The sequence below is a fragment of the Domibacillus sp. A3M-37 genome, from assembly GCF_024213455.1.
GTDB lineage: Bacteria > Bacillota > Bacilli > Bacillales > Domibacillaceae > Domibacillus > Domibacillus tundrae.
Map to the genome: position 1 here is coordinate 1 of NZ_JANAVL010000046.1, position 6,978 is coordinate 6,978.

6 protein-coding genes and 2 pseudogenes are annotated in these 6,978 nt (G+C 39.3%); 2 read left to right on the plus strand and 6 right to left on the minus strand.

Going from position 1 to position 6,978, the window contains the following annotated elements; translation table 11 throughout:
* Nucleotides 1-382: 382 nt before the first annotated feature.
* Nucleotides 383-1,081 (plus strand): annotated as a pseudogene (locus NLX67_RS22135) (cytochrome P450); the annotation flags it as partial.
* An 80-nt stretch (nucleotides 1,082-1,161) separates the two neighbouring features.
* Here NLX67_RS22135 and NLX67_RS22140 read toward each other — a convergent pair.
* Both NLX67_RS22140 and NLX67_RS22145 read right to left on the minus strand, forming a co-directional pair.
* A complete protein-coding gene (locus NLX67_RS22140) occupies nucleotides 1,162-1,536 on the minus strand; it encodes a DUF948 domain-containing protein (RefSeq protein ID WP_254313565.1) in 375 nt (124 codons plus the stop codon).
* Nucleotides 1,537-1,767: 231 nt separating this feature from the next.
* Complete coding sequence (locus NLX67_RS22145) at nucleotides 1,768-2,232, minus strand: DUF948 domain-containing protein (protein ID WP_046180995.1); 465 nt, start codon at nucleotides 2,230-2,232, stop codon at nucleotides 1,768-1,770.
* Between the two features lie 602 nt (nucleotides 2,233-2,834).
* On the opposite strand from NLX67_RS22145, the gene NLX67_RS22150 reads away from it, so the two are divergent.
* Entirely contained in the window at nucleotides 2,835-3,347 is a 513-nt protein-coding gene (locus NLX67_RS22150) for an acyl-CoA thioesterase (RefSeq protein WP_046180994.1), read from the plus strand.
* A 270-nt stretch (nucleotides 3,348-3,617) separates the two neighbouring features.
* Here NLX67_RS22150 and NLX67_RS22155 read toward each other — a convergent pair whose 3' ends face one another.
* From NLX67_RS22155 to NLX67_RS22170, 4 genes and pseudogenes are all read right to left on the minus strand, one after another.
* Nucleotides 3,618-3,800 carry a hypothetical protein gene (locus tag NLX67_RS22155; protein WP_046180993.1) on the minus strand — a complete coding sequence of 61 codons (183 nt, stop codon included), beginning with the start codon at nucleotides 3,798-3,800 and terminating at the stop codon, nucleotides 3,618-3,620.
* Between the two features lie 171 nt (nucleotides 3,801-3,971).
* A complete protein-coding gene (locus tag NLX67_RS22160; RefSeq protein WP_254313567.1) occupies nucleotides 3,972-4,115 on the minus strand; it encodes a hypothetical protein in 144 nt (47 codons plus the stop codon).
* Between the two features lie 688 nt (nucleotides 4,116-4,803).
* Nucleotides 4,804-4,869: pseudogene (locus tag NLX67_RS22165) on the minus strand (hypothetical protein); the annotation flags it as partial.
* 136 nt (nucleotides 4,870-5,005) lie between these two features.
* Nucleotides 5,006-6,571, minus strand: a complete 1,566-nt coding sequence (locus NLX67_RS22170; protein WP_254313568.1) for an ABC-F family ATP-binding cassette domain-containing protein — start codon at nucleotides 6,569-6,571, stop codon at nucleotides 5,006-5,008.
* Between the last annotated feature and the right edge of the window lie 407 nt (nucleotides 6,572-6,978).

A 6,978-nucleotide genomic window follows, 5' to 3' on the forward strand; every position in this document is an offset into this window, starting at 1 on the left:
TGTCAAGGGAGATGGCCTGCCACCTTTTTTGGCAGACTGGCTTCCGTCAAGGTCTGATGAATTATAATCTCATAAAAATAAACAAGAAGCAGATTCCCCTACTCTTTTAAGGCAATATAAACACCTAAAACGTTGCATTTGGAAGCAGAACTCTTTATTTAAAGAAGACTGTTCAGAACAGTCTTCTTTTGTTGAAATCGCGGAGGAGATTTCCCCTTAATTCTAAGCTCATTGGACTGTAAGAATTCTTACTTTTACATACATTGGAGGTGGGATAAGCTCCTTTCCAGCTATGAATCATAGCATGTAAAGGGCTAGATATTTTTTCAAGGGAAGCAGGTGAAAACATGGATAATATGACTTTTTAGAAAGGATGTTTTGAATGAAAAACTTTACTACTATCCCCGGGCCGAAAACATATGGCCCGTTAGGCAATATCCCATTAATCGATAAAGATAAACCAACTTTATCGTTTACGAAACTTGCAGAAGAATATGGACCCATCTTTCAATTAGAATTTCCGGCAGGTAAGCATGTAATGGTTTCCGGTCATGAACTGGCCGCAGAGGTATGTGATGAATCCCGCTTCTATAAAAGTGTGGGTGGGGCTTTAAAAAAGATTCGCCCTTTTGTGGGAGACGGCTTATTTACCAGCCGGACCCATGAATCAAACTGGAGAAAAGCCCATAACATTCTTATACCTACATTCAGCCAGCGGGCGATGAAAGATTACCATGACATGATGGTTGATATTGCCGTCCAGCTTGTTCAAAAATGGGCGCGGCTCAATCCGAATGAAATGATTGATGTGCCGGAAGATATGACCCGCCTGACGCTGGATACAATTGGGTTGTGCGGATTTAACTATTTGTTTAACAGCTATTACAGAGAAACACCGCATCCCTTCATTACAAGCATGGTGCGGGCTCTTGACGAGGCAATGCATCAATTACAGCGCCTGGATGTTCAGGACAAGCTTATGCTCCGGACAAAACGCCAATTTCAGCACGATATTCAAACGATGTTTAGCTTAGTCGACAACATGATTGCAGAGCGTAAAGCCCATGGAAATCAAACGCAGCGCCATTAAGCTAGTTCCATGCCTGAAAACGGACGTTTTTTCCATCCACCTTTCAGAAGGTCTACACTGAGCAACATTTTTTACCGGATATTCCTCTTAGGGTTGGACGGGGTTTTGGTTTTGGTTGCACGGGGCGGAACTCCATTCCCTCGAGAGTTGGCTGCCTGTTTTACCGTGTTTGTGATGTTATGAAGCACCTCACCCACATCCTGGGCAGATTCCAGCAGCGGATCGACTGTCCGCATTTTATGTTTGGCATCGACCGTTACCTCATTGGCTGTATGGATCAGCTTACTGGATTCTTGTGTCAGGCCATGTACCGCATTCCTCACCTCAACAAGGGTACGGTTGGTTTCGCCCAGCGTGACCACTCCCTTTTGAAACAGCCTGATTAAAAATACAACCAGCAAGATGAAGGCTATAGCGATGGCAGCAACACTGAATTCAATAATCATAAAAAGAAACCCTCCCTTTTTACGATTTTATGTACAAGCCCTGCAGATATTCCTTTCTTATACACTTGATGATCGCTCCCCTTTTCAGCTTCTCCTTATAACTTTTCATACAGAAACAAAAAATACGAAAATTGCTTCCCGTTACATTCGGAAAACAGTATTCGTATACGACTTAAATATAAAGTTTGTGTAACACGTCCATACTTCAGGTGAAATGGAGTGAATACACGATTAATTAATTCTAAGCTTCACGATCCCATCTGATGTAGATGTGATTGTGTTTACATGACCATCGTTATCTGGTGTATAAATGTCTGCACTTGCAGGAAGGTCTTCGACAGGCGCTTTCCAGGCAGTAATTGCTGGCTGATGATTAGTGTCAATGGTTTCGCTTGGAGGAGTCTCGTTGTTTTGAACGATCCCGCTCTGTTTTACTTTATCGGTTACACTATGAACCACTTCACCTACATCCTGGGCAGATTCTAACAACGGATCAAGGAATTTAATTTTACTTTGGATATCGACTGTGACCTGTTCGGCGGAATGGATCAACCTTTGTGATTCTACTGTCAGGCTGTTGACGCTATTTTTCAATTCCGCAATTGTGAGCTGGGTTTCCCCGAGTGTTTGGATTAATTTAGCAGCCACACAAACAAAAGCAGCTGACGCGCTGGCTACGCTGATCTTAATAATCACTAAGCTTCACCTTCCTTCCCTTTATTTAACCTTATGTATTGGCCGTAAGCTATATTCCACTAGTTACAGGCGGCTGGTTCAAACTTGTCAGTTCCGCGGAGAACAAGGTTCTTCTTCCACTAACCTGCCGTCTATATTTTTCATTTGAATTAGATAGCTTGTTTTTTACATTAACACGCGTTGCAGCTACTCAGGCCAGGCTGAACAGCTACGCTTTTTTTGACAGCGGCTTCATCGCAGGACATATGGACTTTCCAAGATATGATACACTTTTCTGTTTTTTGATTTAATTAAAGAAATAATGTTAATACTTGTTGTTGAGAAAGGGGTGGAGACTCTTTGCCAAATGAAAGTAACAAGGATTCAACAGAATCTGAATTACAAATGAGTGACGATCAACTATTAATGATAGCTAAAAAAACATACGAGCACGTAAAGGTAATTAAAAAGGAAGAGGAAGAATAAAAAGGCCGTAAATGGTCCTGTTTATAAATGCATCTATGCCGCTGGATTTGTAATGGAACAATTGATGGGAATATCCTGCGCAGCTTCAAAAATCGCGCACATCTGTAGAAAAAATGAGAAAGAAAGGTGTGGTCAGTATGAGTGAAGAAAAAAAGTGCCGGGATTCATTCGTAGTAAAAACCAGTGTCGTATTGCCTCCAGATACGAATAATCATGGTACCTTGTTTGGAGGCAAGCTAATGGCTTATATAGATGATATAGCCTCCATCGCCTCCATGCGTCATTCTCGAAGAAGCACAGTAACGGCTTCGACTGATTCTGTTGACTTTCTCCATCCCATTTATGAAGGGAACGCGGTTTGCCTTGAGGCATTTGTAACTTATACAGGCCGCACCTCAATGGAAGTATTCGTGAAAGTCATTGCAGAGGATTTATTAACGGGAGAACGGAATGTATGCGCACTTTCTTTTTTAACCATGGTTGCTCTCGATGAAAATGGGAATACCACACCCGTTCCCCAGGTGGTCCCTGAAACAAATATGGAAAAAGGGTTATTTAATACAGCAGCAGAAAGAGCCGAAAACCGCAAAAGAAGAAGAAAAGAAAGCGACAGCCTGGCAAAGGATTTTGGTACCGGTTTACCCTGGTAAAAAAAGATGCTTTAGATTAAGCATCCTTTTTTACCAAGGTATCTATGATTAACATTTTTTTGATATTTACCGAGTATCAAATGCTAGAAAAAATACGCCGTTTTGACTTGATGGGATTATGCTTTATCACTTAAAATCATTTTTTTATTAATGGTTTGTACCTGTCTTAGTAAAAATAATTTGATGGAAATATATTACGTAAGCTTTAATAGTTCCTAGCAGCATATAAATAAAAAGCCATCCAATAAAGAACAGCTTCACACTTTCATACTAAATCACTGGAATGTTTTCAAGTTGATCAATACTTATAATATTATATTCTTCTTTATGGAAAGCGGACAATTCTTTAAAGTGTTCACCTGCTATTATCTGTGCATTGTGCAAACTGTCAGACTCAAACTGAGATATTTCAATCTTTTCATTAACAGTATAAACTACGATAAATTTTAACATGATGTCTATTCACTCTCCTGTTAATTGTTATGTAATGCTAATCATATCCACACATGAATGTCTCGGCCATCTCCCTCACATGCATTCACCTCTTGCAATCCTATTCCATCTTGACACGCAACAACGTTACACCGTACAACTGTTCCCTCTTCATAAATAACCTTAATCATATTACTCATAGTATCCAGCCTCTACAAATGATCCATCCTCATTCATCATATGTACGCCATGCATAAATAAAATATACTCATCGTACATATCAGCAAGCATACGAACCGTGTAAGCTGCTTTCTCCTTATCTTCACCCTCTTGCATATGTTCCGTTTTCATCCTTTTTTGCTGTCATAAAAACCTCCTGTTTTCATTCATTATATTGTATTAAATAAAACGTAAATATCTAAAACGTTACATTAAGGTTACTTGTTATATAGAAAAAAAGCGCCCTCCCTTCAATATCAAAGGATAGAGCCTGTTTTGTTTATCGGTTATGAATGCAACATAATAATAATTATGTCTCACATTCTTGAGCTAAAGAGTGCGTTAGTTCAAGATTGTATTAAACAATATTATTGTTTTTCAAATGACTTATTTTAAATGTTCACTTTGTTTAACCAAATCTTCAGAACCACCAAAAGTGATATTGTGCAATTGCATAATGCCCTCTAATATCTCATTATCGGGAATCGATTTAAATGAGTGTACTTAACATTCAAATAATTCACTTTCCTTTCTTGTAAACATCTTTAATGTAATTATTCTGCGATACATATAGACAATCCTTCTTCAACTAACCTGCTCGTTAGCCATCCATGCAGCGCAAGTACTGCACCGCAGATTATGTAAGGAACCCCGTTCTTATATGGGAGTTTGGTCACATTTCCAGCAAGATTCTTACAGCGTGAATTCATTCTCATATTTCATCGAAATGTTGCATGCCTTTTATTTTGAAAGTGCCTCTTTCACAACTTCGGCACCAATGTCATTTCACCAAATCGTTGATTTAAAAGTCATTTTCCGGCATTGTTTGGTGGAACGCTGTGTCAAATACCGCTACAGCCGGCACATTTGGCCCAATTGCTGAAACCAATACAGCAATTTTATTTGCGGAGGGGCGGAGCAAGGAGTTTGCTTAAAAAAAGGCCAGATCAGCATAAAAGCTGATCTGGCCTTTTGTCATAAAGTAAGCTGTGCTGCTATTTTGGCTGTTACGTATTTTGCACTTGTTTTGTTGTCCAAGATTCCACATTCCAAATGTCCGTGGCAATATCCTGATAAAACTCAGACTCATGGGAAATCAAGAGAATGCTTCCTTTGTACTCTTTAAGCGCCCGCTTTAATTCATTTTTCGCATCAACATCCAAATGGTTGGTCGGTTCATCAAAAACGAGAACATTGCTTTCCCGGTTCATCAGTTTACAAAGCCGCACTTTTGCTTTTTCGCCGCCGCTCAGTACGGATATTTTACTTTCAATGTGTTTTCTCGTTAGTCCGCATCTTGCTAATGCCGCCCGAACTTCGCCTTGCGTTAAACTCGGAAATTCATTCAGCACTTCTTCAATGCACGTGTTATGGTTTTCTTTTTTTACTTCTTGTTCAAAATAACCGATATACTGGTAGTCTCCCCGCTCTACGCTTCCGGAAAGAGGGTTGATTTCACCGAGTATGCTTTTTAACAAAGTGGTTTTTCCGATTCCGTTTGCTCCAACTAGAGCAATTTTTTGGCCACGGTCCATCAAAAGGTCAAGCGGCTTGGAAAGAGGGTTATCGTAGCCGATCACTAACTTTTCCGTTTGGAAAATCAGCTTCCCAGATGTTCTGGCTTCTTTAAAACGAAAATCAGGCTTTGGCCGGTCTCCTGCCACTTCAATAATATCCATTTTATCCAGCTTTTTTTGCCGGGACATCGCCAGGCTGCTTGTTGAAGCACGCGCTTTGTTTCTTGCCACAAAATCTTTTAAATTGGCGATTTCCTGCTGCTGCTTTTTAGAGGCTGCTTCTACTTGCAGTTTTTTTGCTTCATATACTTTTAAAAAGTTATGGTAGTCTCCAACGTAGCGGGTTAATTCTTTGTTTTCCAAATGATAAATAATGTTTACAACACTGTTTAAAAAAGGAATGTCATGAGAGATCAGAAGAAACGCATTTTCATAGTTCAGCAAATAGCGTTTTAACCATTCAATATGCACTTCATCCAAATAGTTGGTTGGCTCATCGAGAAGTAAAATATCCGGTTTTTCAAGAAGAAGCTTAGCAAGAAGAACTTTTGTCCGCTGCCCTCCGCTTAAATCATATACATCTTTTTCAAGCCCTATCCCGTCTAAGCCGAGCCCTCTCGCTACTTCTTCCACTTTTGTATCAATCGTGTAAAAATCATTGGTTGTCAATGTATCTTGAAGCGTCCCGACTTCATCGAGCATTTTTTCCATTTTTTCCGGACTTACATCGGCCATTTGGCCGTAAATGGCATTAATGGCTGTTTCTATATCAAATAAGTATTGAAAAGCCGTTTTCAGCACATCACGAATCGTTTTTCCTTTTTCTAAAACGGCGTGCTGGTCAAGATAACCGACCCGCTGATTTTTGGACCATTCTACTTTTCCATCATCCGGCTGAATTTGTCCGGTAATAATATTCATAAACGTCGATTTGCCTTCGCCATTAGCGCCGACTAATCCAATATGTTCCCCTTTTAACAAACGAAAAGATACATTTTGAAAAATAATGCGGTCACCAAAATCATGACTTAAATCTGTTACCGTTAGGATACTCAATTATCGTTTCCTCATTTCGTTTCAAAATTTCCATTAAATTTTGATTATATCACACTGGTCTGCTTTCAATCAAGAATTCGCATCCGAGAAACTGGATTGTCCACACTAAATCAAATAGCTTACCTGTAATGGATTCATCAATACCCTTACATATTTCATCGAATTTAGCATTGTATAATTTATAATCATGTAAACTGGCTACAAAACAAACTTCAATTAAAATACGTTTTTTATTCGTATTATTTAGAAAACCATTAATGGAGGACGCAAGGGTGGACAAAATAGCCGTCCTTAAGGAATCATGATAATTCATAAAGAAGAGAATGCTTATAGGTGCTGCACCCCTAAAGTTAGAGTTAAAAATCTAACTTTAGGGGTGTTTTTTCTATGGTGAAATACAGCGAAGA